Genomic DNA, 17,369 nt, shown 5'->3' with positions numbered 1-17,369 from the left:
TCGCGACGAGGAGCATCCCGGATGGAGTTCAGCGAGATCCTCGCCCAGCTCCGCCGGCGTTGGTGGCTCGTCCTGCTGGGGCTCCTCGCCACGGCGGGCATGGCCTACGCCACCACGCTCGCCGTCGCGGTGCAGTACACCGCCCAGTCGTCGCTGGTGCTCATCCCGCCGCAGACCACGACGGACGCCCCCGCCAACCCCTTCCTCGCCATCGGCGGCCTGAACCCGGCGGCCGACGTCCTGGTCCGTGCGCTCAACAGCGGCACGTTCCACGACCAGCACGCCCCCGCCGGCGGGTCCTCGAAGTACACCGTCGCGCGCGACACCGACGCGAGCGGCCCGCTGCTCGTCGTCGACGCGTCGGCGGCCACCCCGCAGGCGGCGATGGACCTGCTCGACGCCGTGGTGCGGGAGGCTCCCGTCCGGCTGGCTCAGCTCCAGAAGGACGTCGGCGTGCAGGACTCGCTCGCGATCCGGATCACCGAGGTCGCCCGGGTCGCCGCACCGACCCGCGACACGAAGAGCCAGACCCGCGCGATGGTCGCCGTCGCTGTCCTCGGGCTGGCCGGGACGGTGCTCGTCGTGCGGATCGTCGACACGCTGCTCGGCCGTCGCGCCCGGCGGCCGCGCCGTCGCCAGGGCACCCCGCCCGCACCGCGACCGGCCGTCCCGGACCAGGCCCAACCGACCCACGACACCGTGCCCGCCCGCGACGGCGCGTCCCTCCGCGGAGCTGCTCCCCACGAGACCGTGCCCCACGAGACCGTGCCGACCGACTCGCATGAACCGCACGGCGCGCGGCGCTGACCTCTCGACGCCGTTCGAGCCCACGCCGGACGTGGTCGACCTCGGCGCCCGCCGCCCGGACGCCGCGAGCCTCCTGCGGCTGTGGGCGGTGCTGCTGCTCGTGCTGCCCGCCAAGCTGGTGCTCGCGCCGCTGGGCTCCGCCGGCAGCCCGGCGCAGGTGCTCGGGATGGCCGGTGCCTTCTGGTGGGCGGCGAGCCACTTCCTCGCCCGCCTGCCGCAGGTCCGCACCCGGCGGCCCGTCCAGCTCGCGATGGGCGTGTTCTGGTTCGCGACCTTGGTGTCGTACATCGTCGCCGTGACGCGACCGATCGAGGGGGTCGAGCTGAGCGCCGCGGACCGCGGCATGCTCGTCGTCCTGTCGTGGGCGGGGATCCTGCTGGTCGCCGGCGACGGCATCACCACCAGGGAGCGGCTCGACGACGTGCTCCGGGTGGTCGTCGCCGGTACGGCGGTCGGTGCACTGGTGGGCCTGCTCCAGTTCACCACCGGCACGGCCTTCGTCGACCGGATCGTCATCCCCGGCCTCACGCAGAACAGCGCCGTGACGGGGGTGTTCGCGCGGAACGGCTTCTCCCGCGCGGCGGGCACCTCGACGCACCCGATCGAGTTCGGCGTCCTCCTGACGATGGTGCTGCCGCTGGCCCTGCACCTGGCCCTGAACGACCGGCGGCGCGGACCGGTCCGTCGCTGGTTCCCCGTCGTCGCCATCGGTGCGGCGATCCCCGTCACCCTCTCGCGCTCCGCCATCCTCGGGCTGGCCCTCGTCCTGGTCGTGGTGCTGCCGACGTGGCCCAAGGAGCGGCGTCGCTGGGCCTACGTGGCGCTGGTCGGCGGCTTCGGTGCCGTCTACGTCGCGGTGCCGGGCCTGCTCGGCACGATGACGCGGCTGTTCACCGGCATCTCCTCGGACAACAGCGCCCTGTCGCGGGTGGACTCCTACGGGATCGCGCTGCGCTACGTGGGCCTCGACCCGCTGTTCGGACGGGGCTTCGGCACCTTCCTGCCGCGGTACCACATCCTCGACAACCAGTACCTCGGCACGGTCGTCGAGACCGGACTGGTGGGCCTGGCCACGTTCCTGGCCCTGCTGGTCACCGCGGCCGTGGTCGCGGTGCGGATGGGCCGGCGCCTCCCGTCGGTGGCCGATCGCAGCCTGGCCGTCAGCCTCGTGGCAGGCCTGGCCTCCGCCGCCGCGGCCGCCGCGACGTTCGACGCGCTGGGCTTCCCGCAGGTCGCGGGCTGCCTCTTCCTGTTCCTCGGTCTGGTGGCGGCGCTGTCGCGACTGACCACGCAGGCCGGCGCACGTCCGGACCCGGCGGCGGTCGCTGCTGCACCGAGGCCGGGCGCGGGTGATCTTCCCGGACCCCTCCCGGCCGGCCGGACCTGAGTGGTTACTGTGGCCGCGTGCCCCGCCGAGCCCGCGCAGCCCGCGCACGTCCGGCGAGCCACCGGGACCTCGTCACCGGTGCGCCGTGAGCGGTCTGCGTGACCGCCTCGCCGATTCGGCACGGCTCGCGACCTCGGGCGTCCGGCACCTGCGGCCACGCCAGCTGCCCCGGCTCCGGGTGGGCCCGGCCGTCGGACCGCCGACCGCGTACTACCTGACCCCGCACCTCGACAGCCCCAGCGGCGGCGTCCGGGTGCTCTACCGGCACGTCGACACCCTCAACGCCATGGGCATCCCCGCCGCTGTGCTGCACGCACGCGAGGGGTTCCGGTGCACCTGGTTCGACAACGACACGCGGATCGTCTACCCCCGCGACCTGGTGCTCTCACCGCAGGACGTCCTGGTCGTGCCCGAGTACTACGGGATCGGGCTGCACGCGCTACCGGCGGACGTGCGCGTGGTGGTGTTCAACCAGAACGCCTACCGGACGTACGACGAGCTGCCGGCGACCGCAGGTCCCGGTGCGCCGTACGCCGGCCTGCCGTCGCTGGTCGGGCTGATGACGGTGTCGGAGGACAACCGGCGGTTCCTGGAGCTGGCGTTCCCGCAGCTGCCGGTGCACCTGTGCCGGCCCGTGGTCGACGGCGCCGTGTTCCACCCCGGACCGGACGGTGCTCGGGAGCCGGTGCTCGGCTACGTGCGTGCCCACCGGCGGCGTGAGGCGCAGCTGCTCGAGCACGTGATGGCCAGCCGCAGGCCGGGCTGGACCACGGTGGCCGCCTCGGGGCTGAGCGAACGGGCGATCGCGGACCTGATGCGCCGCTGCTCGGTGTTCGTCAGCTTCTCCGAGCTCGAGGGGTTCGGCCTGCCCCCCGCGGAGGCGATGGCCAGCGGCTGCTACGTGGTCGGCTACACCGGCGGCGGCGGCGACGAGTTCTTCGACCCGCAGCTGTGCCGGCCGGTCACCGGCACGCTCGAGCTGGTCGAGGCGACGCTCGCCGCGACGGAGCTGCCGGAGGCGCAGCGACGCCGGCTCGGCCGGCAGGCGTCGCAGGCCATCCTCGGCCGGTACTCCGACGAGGGTCTCCGCGAGGACCTAGGCGCGGCGTTCCGGACGATCCTGGGCTGACGTCGGCGTCCCGACGGCGGTCGCCGCGTGGCGCGCACCGGGTGGTCGGGTCGGTCAGCGCGCGCCGCCGTACACGCCGTGCCGCTCCCAGCGCCAGACGGCGCGCTCGGCCTCGACGCGCGACGCCGCGGAGGCGAGCACGGCGGCCGGACGCCGGGGCGACCAGCCGCCCGGCGCCTGCAGCCGGCGCTGGAGCCGCGCCCAGGCCGGCTGCCCGACGACCTCGGGCCATGCGCGGAGCGCGACCGCGGCCAGTCCCTGGGTCACCGACTCCGACGCGCGGCCCCGGTCCAGCCGGTGCGAGGCGATCTCGAGAGCCCGCAGGGCGACGGCGCGCAACGCGGTGCTGCGGAGCACGGAGGCGCCCGGAACCTCCCCGACGACACCGGCGAAGAGCACCTCGAACGCCTCGAGGCGCTGCTCGAGGTCCTTGACGTCGTCCACCTTCCGCGCGGACAGGCTGTCCGCGTGCTCGCGGTGCAGCGCCTGGTCGCAGCCGCGCACGTACGCGACGTCGGCGAACGCCGCGATCCGGAACCACATCTCCATGTCGTGCGTGTGCGCGAGCGGCTGCTGGCCACCGACGCGCTCGACCACGGACATGCGCATCACCACCTCGGGCGAGGTGATCACGTTGGTGCCGTCGGCGCAGCGGTCCGCGAGCCACTGGGTGCCCGGCCACACCGTCCACCCGCTGGCCCGGTCCCGACCTCGGCGCGGCGCCGGTGGGTCGCCGTGGAAGTGCACCGGGTGCCCGTACACCAGGCCGACGTCGGGCAACGCCTCTCCGACGGCCACGGCGCGCGCCAGCGAACCGGGCGTGAGCAGGTCGTCGGCGTCGAGGCGGACCAGGTAGTCGCCGCGTGCGGCCGCCAGACCGTCGTTGAACGTCTCGACCGGGCCGCGGTTGGACTCGTGCGCGATCACCTGCACCCGAGGGTCGGCCGCGGCCAGCGAGCGCGCCACCTCGAGGCTGTCGTCCGTGGACGCGTCGTCGACCACCACCACGCTGACGTCGACCCCCGGCTGGGCCAGCACGCTGCCGACAGCCGCGGGCAGGAACCGGCCGTAGTTGAAGCACGGGACCACGACCGCGACGTGCGGGCGCCTGCGCAGCGCCACCGGCACGATGTGCAGGACCCTCCCCGAGCGGGTGCGCGCCAGGGTGCTGCGATCGGCGGTCACGGCGCCACCCCCGTCGCACCGAGTGCCGCCCCGGCCACGGTGTGGCCCGGCGTGACGGGGTCCGCCTCGACGGGCGCTGCCACCTCGGACGCCGGCTCCGGCTCGACCTCCGCGGTGCCACGGCGCAGGCCCGCGACGGCGCCGCGGAACCAGCGGAGGGTCAGCGCCGCGTACACCGCGCCGCCCACGACGCAGCCGACCACCAGGGACACCGCGGGGGTCGACAGCACGTGGGCGAGGCCGCCGGCCACCACACCGGCGAGCGCCGACGTCGACGCGGGACGGACGAGCGCGCGGCCGAGCGGCCGCCACGGCACACCGGCGCCACGCAGCGCCCACACGTAGGCGGGCAGCACCACGACCAGGGCGACCACCAGGTGCGCCCAACCGGCCCCGGCGATGCCCCAGCCGCGTGCACCGACCACCACGCCGACCACCAGGGCGACGAACCACACCACCTGCACCAGCAGCACCGCGCGGGACCGACCCCTCGCGAGCAGGTACGACGCGAACAGGTCGAACAGCACGCGCATCGCACCGAAGAGCCCCAGCGCGGCGAGCACCGGCACCGACGGGCGCCACACGTCGCCGTAGACCACGCGCACGACGGGCGTCGCCAGGGCGGCGAGCAGCACCCCGGCCGGGAGCGCCGCCGCGGCAGCCAGCCCGGCGGCCGGTGAGAGGTCGTCCCCCGTCGACCGACCCTGGTCGGTGCGCGCGCGGCCCTGGACCGCGAACGCCGGCAGCGCGACCGATCGCACCACCTGCCCGATCGCGGACATCGGCCAGTTCGAGATGTTGAAGGCGAGCACGTAGAACCCGAGCGCGGTGGAGCCGAGCAGCCGGGCGACCACGACGTTGTCCACGTTGAGCAGCGCCCAGGACAGCAGGTTGGCCCCCGCGACGGGCAGGCCGAACAGCAGCGTCGGCCGGAGCACCGCACGGTCGAGCCCGAACCGCGGCCGCGTCCGGGTCAGCGCGAACTGCAGCACCAGCGTCACCAGCTGTGCCGCCACGCGACCGATGGCCAGCGCCATCGCGCCCCAGCCGGCGGCGAGCAGCCCGAGCGTGACGGCGGTGCCGACGACGAAGTCCACGACGGCGATGGAGAAGATCTTCTTCTGGTCGAAGGCCCGCTGCAGCGCGGCGTACGGCACCACCCCGGCGCCTGCGAGCAGGAGCGTCGTGGACAGCACGGCGACGACGGGCGCCGACTGGGGGCTGCCCATCGCGGTGGCCACGAGCGGGGCCGTCGCCACCATGCCGGCGGTGAGCACGCCGCCCGCGACCAGCGAGAGCAGACCGACCGTCGGCGCGAGCCGCTCCGGCTCGTGGGACCGGATCAGGTCGGCGCTCAGCCCCAGGTCGGCGAGGGTCACCAGCACCGCCTGGACGGTCAGAGCGACGGCGTACACGCCGAACTCCGACGGTCCGAGCACCCGGGCCAGCACGATGCCGACCAGGAACCCGCCGACCCGCAGCGTGACGGTGCTCAGCGCGCTCCACGCCAGCCCGCGGCGCACGTGCGCCCCGAGGGCTCCAGCCGGTGCGGTGCTGGTCATGCGACCACCTGCGCAGCCGTGCTCCCGGCGTCCGCGGCGGCAGGCCGCTGCCCCAGACCGTCGCGGGCGAGCGCGAGCTTCAGCCGCGCGACCCGTCCCGCGGTGGCGACGACGTCCGCGATGCGCCGCGTCGTCGTCGGCTGCTCGTCGACCGCGCGCTCGTAGAGGTCCACCAGCCAGCGACTCGCGCGCTCGAGGCTGAAGCGCTCCTGGACCAGGGCCCGGCCCGCCGCCCCGAGCCGCTCGCGCAGCCCGTCGTCGTCGAGCAGCGGCAGGAGGGCGTCCAGCAGGTCGGACCGGCCGCGGCCGCCGAGCCCCCACCAGCCCTGGGCGAGGAACTCGTCGACCGTCGTCGGGTCCATCCGCCGCCAGAAGCCCTCGGCACCCTGGACCACCAGGGGCTTGCCGAAGGCCATGCCCTTCAGCGCCGAGCTGCCCATGCCGAGGACCACGTCCGCGGCGGCGTACGCGTCACGAGGGTCCAGCAGCGGGCCGGTGACCACGACCACGCGGCGGCCCTGGCGGTCGTTGACCTCCTCGGCCGCCTGACGGACCGCCGCGAGCCCCGGACCACCGCCGGCGACGACGAGGCGCACCCCGCGGTCGGCCAGCTGGTCCGCCACGGCGATCGCGTCGAGCACCCCCGGCAGCTTGCCCAGGTCGTCCACCAGCCTGCCGACCACCGTCAGAACCACGTCGTCGGGCTGCAGACCCAGGGCGGCGCGCGCCTGCGCCTCCGCCCCCGGCGCGTTGCTGTGCGTGTCGATCGGCGGCTCCATCAGGAGCGTGGGGCCGCGACGTCCCGCGGAGCCGGCGACGAGGTCGGCGGTCCCGACGACCAGCGGCACCTCGCGGGGCACGACGTCGGGGACCGACATCGACAGCACCGTCACCACCAGCGGCACGCCCGCCACCAGGTGCGGGCCCAGTGCCGCGTCGACCGCGGGGCCCCACTCGTACGCGTGGACGACGTCGATGGCGCGGTCCCGGACGAGCCTGCGCAGCGCGGCGGTGCCCGCACGGGTGGGCCATGCGTTCTCCCGCGGCGCGACGACGTGCTCGAGGCCGGACGCCAGCACGCGCTCGACGAGCACGCCGGGCGGTCCGTACACGACCACCTCGTGACCGAGGTCGCGGACCGCGGCCGCCAGCTCGATCGCGTTGAGCTGGCTGCCGCCGATCTCCATCATCGCGGGGCACACGAGGACCCTCATCGCGGCCTCCGTGCGTCCGCAGCCTCGTGCCGCCGGGTTCGGCTGCGCACCCCCGGCGGCTCGGGCTGCGGCGTCGTCACGGGGCCGTCCGGGCCACGGACCTGGCGAGCTGCTCCACCACCTGCTCCTGCTGCCCGGAGGTGAGGTGGGGGAACATCGGAAGGGACAGGATGCGGTCCGCCGCCGCCTCGGCGACGGGGAAGGCGCCGCGACCCAGACCTAGGTCGGCGTACGCGGCCGTCAGGTGCACCGGCGTCGGGTAGTGGATGCCGACCCCGATGCCCGCGGCCGACAGCTCGGCCAGGACCCGGTCGCGCTCGTCCACCTGCACCACGTAGAGGTGCCAGATGTCCTCGTTCCCCTCGGCCGTCGTCGGCAGCTGCACCGCGTCGACACCGTCGAGCAGCACGGCGTAGCGGTCCGCGGCGGCCCGGCGCGCGGCGTTCCACGCCTCGAGGCGACGGAGCTTCGCAGCGAGCACGACGGCCTGCACCGTGTCGAGACGCGAGTTGAAGCCGATCACCTCGTGGTCGTACTTGTGCGCCGAGCCGTGCGCCGCGATGACGCGGACCGACCGGGCGACCTGGGCGTCGGACGTCGTGACCGCCCCACCGTCACCGGCGGCACCGAGGTTCTTGCCCGGGTAGAAGCTGGTGCCGGCCGCGAGCCCGAACGTGCCGGCCGAGCGGCCGTTGCGGCGGGCACCCTGCGCCTGGGCGGCGTCCTCGATCAGCGGGACACCCGCGTCGGCGGCGATCTTGCCGAGCTCCTCGACGGGCGCCACCTGGCCGAACAGGTGCACCGGGACGATCGCCTCCGTGCGCGGACCCACGGCGGCCCGGACCGCCGCCGGGTCCATCAGCAGGTGCACGGGGTCGACGTCCACCGGCACCGGCACGGCACCGATGCGCGACGCGGCCTCCGCCGTCGCGATGAACGTGTTGGCCGGGACGATCACCTCGCCACCAGGGCGTACGCCCACGGCCCGCAGCGCCAGCTCGAGCGCGTCGGTGCCGTTGGCGACGCCGATGCAGTGCGCGGCGCCGACGTAGGCGGCGTAGTCCGCCTCGAAGGCGCTGACCGCAGGGCCACCCACGAACGCCGTCGCGGCGAACACCTCGTCGAGGCCGGCTCGGACCTCGTCGGCCACCTCGGCGTGCTGGGCCAACAGGTCGACGAAGGGGATGCTCATGCTGCGCCTGCTCTCTGCTCGTCCGGGGCCGTCGCCGGCCCCGCGTCGTCCGTCGTCTCGACCCGTGCGCTCACGCCGTGCCGGGGTGCCCGCACGGCGGCGGCGAGGTGACGGGCCGGCACACCCGCCCACGTCTGCCCCGCCGGCAGGTCGTCGACCAGCGCCGCACCCATGCCGAGCGTCGCGCCCGCACCGACCTGCACGTCCTCGCGGACCGTGGAACCGGTGCCGAGGTACGCCGCCCGGCCGACGCGGACACGGCCGGCCAGGTGCACGCCGGCGCACACCGTGGCGTAGTCCTCCACCACGTCGTCGTGGGTCAGCGTCACGTGCGGCATCACCGCGACGTGCCGACCCACGGTCACCGCGGCGGTGAGCACCGTGCCCGCCAGCAGGATGCTGCCGGCGCCGACGCTGCAGCCCGGTGGCACCTCCACCCCGGGGTGGACCACGGTGGCGTACCGCTGCTCGTCGACGCCGAGCTGCTCGAGCCGGCCCACCAGGGCCTCGCGGACGGACCCGCGGCCGGCGCACACCAGCACCTGGACGTCCGGCCGGTCCCGGAGCGCCTGCACCGGTCCGAGGACCGGGACGTAGTCGACGGTGGTGCCCTGCCGGGCCGGGTCGTCGTCCACGAAGCCGACCACCTGGTACATCGGGTGCATCCGGAGCAGCGCGAGGACCTCCCGCGCCAGGCCGGACGTGGTGACCAGGACCAGCGGGGTGCCGCTCATGCGGACTGCCCGGCGCTGCGGAGCGCATCGACCACGCGGTGCTGCTCCGACTCCGACATCTGGTGGAACACCGGCAGGATCAGCGTGGTGTCGGTCAGGTGCTCGGTCACCGGCAGGGGCACGTGGTCCGTCGCGGCGTACGCGGGCTGCCGGTGCGACGCCATGATCCCGCGCCGTGCGGAGATCTCCTGGTCCGCCAGGTGCGCGAGCAGCCCCTCACGGTCGAGCGGGTACCCCGGTCCCACCTCGACCCAGAACGACTGGAAGTTGCACGTCCCCCAGGCGGGGTCGGCTACCGCGCGGAGCCCGGGGATCTCGGCGATGTGCTTGGCGTACGTCGCGGCGATCTCCCGGCGGCGCGCGACCACCTGCGGCAGCTTGTCCAGCTGGACGATCCCGACTGCGGCCTGCAGGTCCGTCATCCGGTAGTTGTAGCCGACCTCGAGGTACTCCTCGGGCGGGGCGAGCACGCTGGCGTGCCGGGCCGCCGCGGAGACGCTCATGGCGTGCTCCCGCAGGCGGCGTGCCCGCGCGGCCCACTCCTGGTGCGGGGTGGTCAGCATGCCGCCCTCGCCCGTGGTGACGATCTTGCGCGGGTGGAAGGACCACGCCGCGACGTCCGCACCGGCACCGACGGGGCGCCCGCGGTACGTCGAGCCGGCACCGCACGCCGCGTCCTCCACGACGACGATCCCCCGCGGGTCGGTGACCGCCCGGATCGCGTCGAGGTCCACCGGCACGCCACCCTGGTCGACCACCACGACGGCGCGGGTGCGGTCGGTCAGCACGGCGGCCACCGTCTCGGCGGTCAGGTTGCCGGTGACCGGGTCCACGTCGGCGAACACCGGCCGGGCGCCGACGTAGGTCGGTGCGTTCGTGGTGGCGATGAAGGAGAACGACGGCACCACCACCTCGTCGCCCGCCTGCACGCCGGCGACGACCAGCGCCAGGTGCAGCGCGGTGGTGCAGGACGAGGTCGCGACGGCGTGGGGCACGTCCATCGCCTGCGCGAACGCCTGCTCGAAGGCCGCGACCCGCGGGCCCTGCGCCACCCAGCCGGAGGAGATCACCTCGGTGACCGCGGCGATCTCCTCGGGGCCCAGCCACGGCTGCATCACGTTGATCCGCGACATCAGGCACCCGCCCCGCTCAGCGCGCGGCCCGCCGCGATCTGCTCGCGCTGCGGGCGCCACCACTCCACCAGCTCCCGCAGCCCGTCCTCCAGCCCGACGGTCGCCTCGAACCCGAGGTCGACGCGCGCGGCGGTGGTGTCCGCGAGCCGCCGGGTGACCCCGTTGACCGCCCGCTCCGGGCCGTGCTCCACCTCGAGGTCGGAGTCCATGGCGCGCAGCAGCGCCTGCGCCAGCTCGAGGAGGCTCGTCTCCGTCCCGCTCGCGATGTTGTACGTCCCGTCCCGCACGTCGCTGGCGGCCGCCAGCAGGTTCGCGCGGGCGATGTCGCGGGTGAAGACGAAGTCCATCGTCTGCTTCCCGTCACCGAAGATCAGCGGCGGCTTGCCGTCGGCGATCCGCTCCATCCACCGCACCAGCACCTCGGTGTACAGCCCGTGCACGTCCATCCGCGGCCCGTACACGTTGAAGTAGCGCAGCACCACGTAGTCCAGGCCGTACATCGCCCGGAAGCTGCGCAGCATCCCCTCGTTGAAAGACTTCGCCGCGCCGTAGAAGGTGTCGTTGTTGTGGTGGTGGTGGCGCTCGGTCGTCGGGAACTCCTCCGCCAGCCCGTACACCGACGCGCTGGAGGCGGCGACGACCTTGTCGACCTTGGCCGCCACGGCCGCCTCGAGCACGGTGAACGTGCCGTCGACCAGCACCTCGAGCGCCAGCCGCGGGTCCTCCGCGCACTGGGTGATGCGGATGGCGGCCTGGTGGAACACCACGTCCTGACCCGCCGTCACGTCGTGCACCAGGTCCCGGTCCCGCAGGTCCCCGACCACCAGCTCCACCTTGCCGCTGCCCATCGCGTCCGCCAGGTTCTCCCGGCGGCCCCGCACCAGGTTGTCCAGCACGACGACGTGCGCGGCGCCCGCGTCGAGCACCTGGTCGACGATCGTCGAGCCGATGGTCCCCGCGCCACCCGTCACCAGGACACGAGCTCCGGAGAGGGCGCTCATGCGCGCACCCCCGCCATCGGCAGCGCCACGGAGTCGCGGAGCTGGGTCAGCCGACCGCCGTCGGTGAGCGAGAGCGAGGCCGCCTCGAGCACGTCCAGGACCCGGATCCCGGCGCTCGCGTCGGTCCGTGGTGGGCGCCCCTCACGGATGGCCGCCGCGAGCTCGCCGACCATCACGCCGAGCGCCTCCCGCTCGGGCAGCGCGGGGGCCCAGGCGTCGCCGAGCCGGTAGGAGATGTTCACGGCCTGCTTCTGCGCCGCATCGGCGCCGGCACCCGCGACCAGGTCGATCCCGCGGTCGTACACCGTCACCCGCTGCTGGGGCTGCAGGTCGTCCCACACGATCGTGCGCTTGCTGCCCCCGATCACCACCTGCCGGATCTTGGTGGGGCTGAGCCAGTTGACGTGCACGTGCGCGATGGCGCCGTCCGGCAGCGGCAGCGTCAGGTAGCCCACGCAGGCCTGGCCGACACCGAGCGGGTCCGCGCCCTGCGCCGCGACGCCGGTCGGCACCAGCCCACCGGGGAGGATGAAGTCGAGGATCGACAGGTCGTGCGGCGCGAGGTCCCAGAACACGTCGACGTCGGGCTGCACCAGGCCGAGGTTGATGCGCACCGAGTCGACGTAGTGGATGTCGCCGAGCGCGCCGTCGGCGATCAGCTCGCGGATCTTCAGCACCGGCGCCGTGTAGCAGAACGTGTGGTCGACCATGAGGACGCGGTCCACCTCGGCCGCCAGGGCCCGCATCTGCCGCGCGGCCGCGCCGCCGTCAGCGATCGGCTTCTCCACGACGACGTGCTTGCCGGCGCGCAGGGCCGCCGTGACCAGCGCGGCGTGCGTGCGGGCGGGCGTCGCCACCGCCACGGCGTCGATGTCGTCGCGGGCGAGCAGGTCGTCCACGGACGTCATCACCTCGACCGTCGAACGGGCCCCGACGACGCGGCGGGCACGGCTCTCGTCCAGGTCGCACACGGCCACCAGGTCCCAGTCGGGGCTGGTGCGGAAGTTGCGGGCCAGGTTGGGGCCCCAGTAGCCGGCGCCGATCACGGCGGCGCGCAACTGGTCGGTCATGACGTCCCTCGATTCGCTCGGTCCGTCCAGTCTCACGGGCGACGCGCCCGCTGTGACCCGGTATGTCGGGTTTTCACCCCGGTGGTGCGGGGTGAACAACCCGATCGGAGCAGCGCGACGCCGGACGCCCCGCGGTGCCGTCCGCGGACCGTCCGGCGTCGAGCGGCTCGCGTCAGCCCGCCGGGACGAACACCAGGTCGACCCCGTACCAGGCGTTCGACGACGAACCGGGGAACCCGGAGCCGTAGACGTAGGCACCGGCGCCCGCCGGTGTGGACAGCACACCGGAGGTGACGGGGCTCGCGAGCATGTTGGGCGTCACGGCGTACCCACCCGTCGAGGACAGGTACGACGCCGTGTACGTCTGACCCGCCGTCAGCGTGACGGGCGCCGGGAGCGGAACCGTCTGCCAGCCGGATGCCGACTCCGACGTCGACGGCGCCTGGGCCATCAGCGTCTGGCTCGGGCCCCACAGCATCACGGTGTGCGTGCCGGTGTTCGCGGCTCCCTTGTAGAACCGGATCGCGGTCACGGAACCGGCCACGCTCGGGGTGAACCGGGTGCCGACCTGCACCGTGGCCGGGTCGTTCCATGACGGGTACGTCGGGACGGTGCTGTCCGGCCAGATGGTGACGGCCGTCGGCGCGGGCGCGGCGGTGGTGAAGGTCCACGACCCGCCGGTCAGGGCCGTCCCGCCGAGGCTGACCGCCGCCGAGTACGACGTGCCGGCCGCCAGAGCCGCCGACGGCGTGAACGTCACCGTCAGCGAGGTGCTGTCGTAGGACACCGCACCGGCGACAGCACCGGACGGACCGGTCAGGGCCAGTGTGGGCGTGCCCGACGCCGGCGCCTTGGACAGCGTCGCCGAGATCGTCGCGCCCGTGGAGACGCCGGTCGCACCGGCCGGTGGCGCCGTGGACGTCACCGTCGGCGGGCTGGGCGGCGCGAGGGTGAACAGCACGTCGACGAAGTAGTTCGACTGCTGCCACGTGCTGGTCGGGAAGCCACCGCCGTACAGGTAGCGCCCGTTGCCGGATGCCGGTGCGGTCAACGGCCCGCTGACGACGTCCGCGGTGAAGAAGTTCGACGTCACCGCGTAGTGACCCTGGGGCGCGAGGTACGAGACGACGTAGGTGGTGCCGACCGTCACCTCGTACGGCGTGCTGAAGGTCGCCGTCTGCCACCCGCTGCTCGACTCACCGGTGAACGTCACGGTCCGCAGCGCCGTCCCGGTCGAGCTCCACAGGGTGCCCGTGTGCGTGCCGCCGTTGCCCGTCCCCTTGTAGAACCGGACGCCGGTGATCAGCCCGCTCTGCGTGGGCGTGAACGCGACACCGAGCTCAACGGAGGACGCGTCGTTGGCGGCTGCCGTCTGCGGTGCGACCGAGCCGAACAGCGTGCACGGGCAGCCGCCCGCGCTGGCGGTGGTGAACGACCACGTCACCGGTGCGGACGTCGCGCCACCGGTGGAGGTGAGCGAGCTCGTCGTCGCCGTGTACGTCACCCCGGCGGCCAGAGCGGCGGCGGGTGTGAACGTGAGGGTCAGCCCATCGGCGGACAGCGCGCTCGTCCCCGTGACCGGGGTGGACCCGGCCGCGAGCGACAGCGTCGCGCCCGAGGTGAGCGGCGCGCTCATGGTGACGGAGACGGCCGTCCCGGTCGCCACGCCGACGTTGCCGGCGGCCGGCGTCTGCGACACCACCACGAGCGGCTGGACCGCCGGGGTGAACACCACGTCGACCAGGTAGCTGGTGGACGTGGTGGAGCCGGGGTACGCGTCGGCGTACGAGTACATGCCGCTGTCGCTCGCCGTCCTGAGCGGTGCACGCTGCACCCCCGTGCCGGAGAACGCGCCCGCGGTGGCGGAGTAGCGACCGACCGTCGTGCGGTAGGAGACGACGTACTCGGTGTCATGGGTGATGTGGACCGGCGTCGAGAACGTCGCGGTCTGCCACCCCTCGGTGCTCTCGTTGGTGAACGTCACCTGGGCCAGCGGCGTGCTCGACCCGACCGCCCAGAGAGCACCGACGTGCGTCCCGCCGTTGTTAGGCCCCTTGTAGAACCGCACACCGTTGACGACGCCGTCGGAGCTGCTCGCGAACCGCGTACCCAGCGTCACCGCGGAGTAGTCGGGAACCTCGAGCGTGGCCGGGGTCGCCGAGTCGTTGTAGAGCGAGACCGGTGAGCCACCGGCCACCTGGTCGGGCGCTGCCGTGGTGAAGCTCCACGACGCCCCGCCGCTCACGCCGCCGGTGTTCGACGTGGCCGCGGCCGTCACGGTGTACTTCGTCGACGCCGCCAGGGCGGCGCCGGGCGTGAACGTCGCGACGCGGGCGGTCGAGTCGTAGGTCGTCGTGCCGGCCACCGACGTCCCGCTCCCGGACACCATGGTGAGCGCCACCGACGACGGTGTGACGTCCTTGGAGAACGTCACCTGGACCGGGGTCCCCGGCGGCACGCTGGTCGACCCCGGCAGCGGCGTCTGACCGCTGATCGTCAGCGGGGTGGTGTTCACGTCCGAGAACAGGACGTCCACGTAGTACTGCGAGGCCCCGTACGTCTGCGTCGGGAAGGCGCCCGCCGCGGCGTAGACGCCGCCGTAGGTACCGAAGCCGCCGGGTGCCGCCAACGGCGCCTGCGTCCGACCGGCGTACCAGAACGCACCGCTCTGCACGGCGTACCCACCGGCGGGCGCGGTGTAGGAGACCACGTACGTGGTCCCGGCCGACACTGCGACCGCCTGGGAGAACGTCGCCTTCTGCCAGCCGCTGGCCGACTCGCCGGAGAACGTCACCGAAGCGAGCCGCTGCCCCGAGCTGGTCCACAGCGAGCCGACGTGCGTCCCGGTGTTCGCGGTGGACTTGTAGAACCGCACGCCGGTGACGTACCCGGCGGTGGTCGTGGAGAACTTCAGACCCAGCTCGACGGCCGACGTGTCGGACGCGGCCGGCACCGCGGGGACCGTGGACCCGTACAGCGTGCACGGGCAGGAGACACCGACCGACACCGAGGCGGCCGTCCCGATGTTGGCGCTGTCGTCGATGGCCCGCGCCAGGATCGGGGTGCTGCCCAGTCCGGCCTGCTGATAGGTGTATGACCAGCTCGTCGTACCCGTCGCCGGATGCCACGTCGTCCCACCGTCGGTGGACACCTCGACACCGGCGACGACCCCGCCGCCGCTGTCCGACGCCGTGCCGGTCACCGTGACGCTCGTGCCGTTGGGCACGGCGGCGCCGGCGATCGGCGACGTGATGACGGTGGTCGGTCCGACCGTGTCGGTGGACGCGGTTGCCGGCGTCAGGCCCGCCGCGAGGGTCAGCGGCTGGGCGCCCATGTCGGCCAGCAGGTTGACCGTCGCCTGCCGCATCCGCGGGTCGGCCGCCGCGCCGTCCCCGTCGTGCGTCTGGTCCAGACCCCACGACCACTGGATCGAGCCCGCCGAGAACACCAGCGCACCACTGGGGGCGCGGTACAGCGAGAGGTGCTGCGTGGTGGTGCCCGGCTGCACCACCGTCCCGAAGTCCTGCAGGTACTGCGGCACGGCGCCGACCGTCGTGGACAGGAAGATCTGCCCTGCAGGCCGGAAGCCGTTGTCCGGGCTCTCGTCGGACTCGTAGCCGACGGTGTGGGCCGCGAGGGTGGCCGTCGTGCCCGGGGCCAGCGACGTCAGCGACGTGTTGCGCCACAGCCGCAGCTTGCCCTCGGTGGAGGAGACCTGGACCGCCAGGTCCGTGTTGTTGGACATGTACAGCGTGCCGGTCAGACCGTTCTCCGGCAGCCCGCCCCCTTCGGGCTGCGGGGCGAACCGCGGGTCGCGCCACGTGCCCGTCCACTGCGGCGACGGGTCGATCTTCGCGTCCGACCAGGTCTCCTTGTAGGACACCAGCGTCCGGTAGCTGGTCGACGTCCCGTCGATCGACGGCTCGTAGCGGGTGCGCCAGTACACCTCGTTGCCGCTGAGGAACACGAGGTTGACCCCGGCGTCCCGGGCCGCCTCGACGTTGGCCCGCTGCGCTCCCGACCAGTACTCGTCGTGCCCGACGGACAGGAAGGTCTTGTGGTTCTTCAGCAGCGCCCCGTAACGGTCGGTGTCGACGCCGGACAGGTAGCTGACGTCGTACCCGTTCTGCTCGAGGAACCGCACGGTGGCGTACTCGGAGCTGAAGTAGAAGTCGCGACCGCTGTTCAGGCCCCGGGTGGAGACGGGGCGGTTGTAGCTGATCTTGTAGGCCCGGCCGTTGGCCGCGCCCTGGTAGAAGTCCGACCCGCCGTACGTGTTGTAGGCCTGCCAGGTGGGGTCGGACGTCTGCATGACGATGCTCGAGTGGCTCGAGTCGTCACGGACGACGAACGTGATCTGGCTGGAGTCGTTGAGCTTCGGGTCGGTCAGCTTGGCGACGTAGACGCCGGACACCGCGGTGGTGGGCACGGTCCACGTGGCGGAGATCGCCCAGTTGCCGCAGTCGTAGTTCTCCGTCGTGGCGTCGCTGATGCACTGCGGCTGCTTCTGCGGCAGCGTGGCCGACGGCGTCACCGAGGCGATCTTGCGGGCGCCGAGCCCGCCGTACCAGCCGGTCCGGTAGATGTCGATGGTGTAGGCCGTGGCGGCGGTGTCGATCTTGAAGCCGATCGTCCCGCCGACGTTGACGGAGATGTCGGTGGCGAAGCCCTGGATGCTCGCGTCACCGGCCCCGGTGATGTCCCACACCGAGGGGTCGGTGCCGGGCTTGGAGTTCTCGCACACGATCGGGTTGCTGCCGGTGCCGCACGGGTCGGCGGCGCTGGCCGGCACCGCGAGGGCCACGAGCCCCAGGGCTCCCGCGACGGCGGCGACGGTCCATGCAGCAACTGCCCGGCGGACGGTGGTGGTGCGACGACCCATGACCTGCTCCGGTCCCGTTCTGCTGACCGTCACGCTCACCGGCGACTCCGGGTACGCGCGACGTACGACCGGC

At 73.6% G+C, this 17,369-nt stretch carries 12 protein-coding genes; 3 read left to right on the top strand and 9 right to left on the bottom strand.

Annotated features, from left to right (window positions below; all coding sequences use genetic code 11):
- Window positions 1-21 precede the first annotated feature (21 nt).
- From QMF98_RS04230 to QMF98_RS04220, 3 genes are all read left to right on the top strand, one after another.
- On the top strand, window positions 22-807 hold the full coding sequence (locus QMF98_RS04230) for a YveK family protein (protein ID WP_337974822.1): 786 nt from the start codon (window positions 22-24) through the stop codon (window positions 805-807).
- The gene (locus tag QMF98_RS04225; protein WP_337974821.1) at window positions 782-2,194 is read left to right on the top strand and encodes an O-antigen ligase family protein; all 1,413 of its coding nucleotides are present in this window, start codon (window positions 782-784) and stop codon (window positions 2,192-2,194) included. The genes QMF98_RS04230 and QMF98_RS04225 overlap by 26 nt, the downstream gene beginning before the upstream one ends.
- 85 nt (window positions 2,195-2,279) lie before the next feature.
- Complete coding sequence (locus QMF98_RS04220) at window positions 2,280-3,323, top strand: glycosyltransferase (protein WP_337974820.1); 1,044 nt, start codon at window positions 2,280-2,282, stop codon at window positions 3,321-3,323.
- A gap of 54 nt (window positions 3,324-3,377) precedes the next feature.
- Here QMF98_RS04220 and QMF98_RS04215 read toward each other — a convergent pair whose 3' ends face one another.
- The 9 genes from QMF98_RS04215 to QMF98_RS04175 all read right to left on the bottom strand — a co-directional run bounded on the left by QMF98_RS04215 (window position 3,378) and on the right by QMF98_RS04175 (window position 17,296).
- A complete protein-coding gene (locus tag QMF98_RS04215; RefSeq protein WP_337974819.1) occupies window positions 3,378-4,508 on the bottom strand; it encodes a glycosyltransferase family 2 protein in 1,131 nt (376 codons plus the stop codon).
- Window positions 4,505-6,070 (bottom strand): lipopolysaccharide biosynthesis protein, encoded by a 1,566-nt coding sequence (locus QMF98_RS04210; RefSeq protein ID WP_337974818.1) that lies wholly within the window; start codon window positions 6,068-6,070, stop codon window positions 4,505-4,507. Before QMF98_RS04210 ends, QMF98_RS04215 begins: the two co-directional genes overlap by 4 nt.
- Complete coding sequence (locus QMF98_RS04205) at window positions 6,067-7,284, bottom strand: glycosyltransferase family 4 protein (protein ID WP_337974817.1); 1,218 nt, start codon at window positions 7,282-7,284, stop codon at window positions 6,067-6,069. Before QMF98_RS04205 ends, QMF98_RS04210 begins: the two co-directional genes overlap by 4 nt.
- A gap of 76 nt (window positions 7,285-7,360) precedes the next feature.
- On the bottom strand, window positions 7,361-8,476 hold the full coding sequence (locus tag QMF98_RS04200; protein ID WP_337974816.1) for a DegT/DnrJ/EryC1/StrS family aminotransferase: 1,116 nt from the start codon (window positions 8,474-8,476) through the stop codon (window positions 7,361-7,363).
- Window positions 8,473-9,210, bottom strand: coding sequence for a NeuD/PglB/VioB family sugar acetyltransferase (locus QMF98_RS04195; RefSeq protein ID WP_337974815.1), 738 nt, complete (start codon window positions 9,208-9,210; stop codon window positions 8,473-8,475). Before QMF98_RS04195 ends, QMF98_RS04200 begins: the two co-directional genes overlap by 4 nt.
- The gene (locus tag QMF98_RS04190) at window positions 9,207-10,343 is read right to left on the bottom strand and encodes a DegT/DnrJ/EryC1/StrS family aminotransferase (protein ID WP_337974814.1); all 1,137 of its coding nucleotides are present in this window, start codon (window positions 10,341-10,343) and stop codon (window positions 9,207-9,209) included. The genes QMF98_RS04195 and QMF98_RS04190 overlap by 4 nt, the downstream gene beginning before the upstream one ends.
- Window positions 10,343-11,344 carry an NAD-dependent epimerase/dehydratase family protein gene (locus tag QMF98_RS04185; protein ID WP_337974813.1) on the bottom strand — a complete coding sequence of 334 codons (1,002 nt, stop codon included), beginning with the start codon at window positions 11,342-11,344 and terminating at the stop codon, window positions 10,343-10,345. Before QMF98_RS04185 ends, QMF98_RS04190 begins: the two co-directional genes overlap by 1 nt.
- Window positions 11,341-12,414 (bottom strand): Gfo/Idh/MocA family protein, encoded by a 1,074-nt coding sequence (locus QMF98_RS04180; protein WP_337974812.1) that lies wholly within the window; start codon window positions 12,412-12,414, stop codon window positions 11,341-11,343. The genes QMF98_RS04185 and QMF98_RS04180 overlap by 4 nt, the downstream gene beginning before the upstream one ends.
- A gap of 172 nt (window positions 12,415-12,586) precedes the next feature.
- Entirely contained in the window at window positions 12,587-17,296 is a 4,710-nt protein-coding gene (locus tag QMF98_RS04175) for a DUF4082 domain-containing protein (protein ID WP_337974811.1), read from the bottom strand.
- Between the last annotated feature and the right edge of the window lie 73 nt (window positions 17,297-17,369).

Origin of the sequence: Cellulomonas sp. NTE-D12 (genome assembly GCF_027923705.1) — a bacterium.
Taxonomy (GTDB): domain Bacteria; phylum Actinomycetota; class Actinomycetes; order Actinomycetales; family Cellulomonadaceae; genus Cellulomonas.
Note: the sequence above shows the minus strand (reverse complement) of the source record. Positions and strands in the feature narration are given on the sequence as shown.